Here is a 1,385-nt window from a genome sequence, read left to right as displayed (position 1 = left end):
GGCCGGGTCCTCGGAGGCGGCGAGCGCCTCCTCCAGCCGCTCGCTCTCGTCGAGGCCGAGCACGGTGAGCAGCTCGGCGCGGCAACAACCTCGACCGCGTCAGGCGGCACAACCTCTCGGCGATCCTCCGCCTCGTGCACCGCGGCGGCCCCCGCTCCCGCTCGCAGCTGACCCGCCTGACCGGCCTCAACCGCTCCACGATCGCGGCGCTGGTCGGCGAGCTGGTGGAGCTCGGCATCGTGCGCGAGCGCGAGCCGGCCACGCCGAACCAGGTCGGCCGGCCGAGCCCCGTCGTCGAGGCCGATCCCGGAGTCGTCGCGCTCGCCGTGAACCCCGAGATCGACGCCGTCACGGTCGCCGTGGTCGGCGTCGACGCCGTCGTCCGCCGCCGCATCCGCCGCTCCGCCTCCGTCCCCACCGCCGAGGCCGCCGCCCGTCTGGCGGCCGAGGCGGTCGCCGAGCTGCTCGCCGAGCTGCCCGAGGAGACGCGGACCGTCGGCATCGGCGTCGCCGTGCCCGGCCTCGTCCGCGACGCCGACGGCCTCGTCCGGGTCGGCCCGCACCTCGGCTGGGACGACGAGCCCTTCTCCCGCATGCTCGCGGACGCGACCGGCCTGCCCGTCCTCTCGGCGAACGACGCCAACCTCGGTGCACTCGCCGAGAGCGTCCTCGGCGCCGGCCGCGACGTCTCGCACCTCGTCTACCTCAACGGCGGCGCGAGCGGAGTGGGCGCCGGCGTCATCGTCGGCGGCGCGCCTCTGCACGGCATCGACGGCTACGCGGGGGAGATCGGCCACACCCTCGTCAACAGCGCGGGCATCGACTGCCACTGCGGCGCCGTCGGCTGCCTCGAGACCGAGGTCGGCCGCGCCGAGCTGCTCACCGTGCTCGGCCTCGACGAGAGCGAGCGGCTGGAGGAGGCGCTCGCCGCCTCCGAGGACCCGGCCGTCCGCGCCGAGGTCGAGCGCCAGCTCGGGCACCTCGCGGTCGCCCTGCGCAACGTGATCAACGTGTTCAACCCGCAGCTCGTGGTGCTGGGCGGCTTCCTCGGGGCGCTGGTCGGAGTCGCGCCGGGGTTCCTGGAGGAGCGCCTGGGCCGCGGCGGCCCCTTCCGGGTCGCACTCGACTCCGTGCGCATCGTGCGGACCGAGCTCGGCGCCGATCTGCTCATGCTGGGCGCCGCCGAGCTCGCCTTCGAGCGCCTGCTCGCCGACCCGCTCGGCACTCCGCTCCACCCGGTCTGACCCGACGGCGGTCCGAGGGGTGGCGCCCCTGTCCGACACGTGATCGAATTGATTCGACCGAGCGGCGTGGAGCCGACGAGGTCCGCTCCCGCGCCGAGGACGACGACGAGCGAGTTCACGGCGAAGAGCAGCCCGTACTGC

Annotated in this window: 1 protein-coding gene; it reads left to right on the top strand. The window is 75.2% G+C overall.

Going from position 1 to position 1,385, the window contains the following annotated elements; all coding sequences use genetic code 11:
- Positions 1-122 precede the first annotated feature (122 nt).
- The gene (locus tag C5D66_RS16680; RefSeq protein WP_104327014.1) at positions 123-1,244 is read left to right on the top strand and encodes an ROK family protein; all 1,122 of its coding nucleotides are present in this window, start codon (positions 123-125) and stop codon (positions 1,242-1,244) included.
- The last annotated feature ends 141 nt before the right edge of the window (positions 1,245-1,385 follow it).

The sequence above is a fragment of the Rathayibacter sp. AY1B4 genome, from assembly GCF_002932815.1.
Lineage (GTDB): Bacteria > Actinomycetota > Actinomycetes > Actinomycetales > Microbacteriaceae > Rathayibacter.
This window is presented reverse-complemented; position numbering and strand designations above follow the sequence as displayed.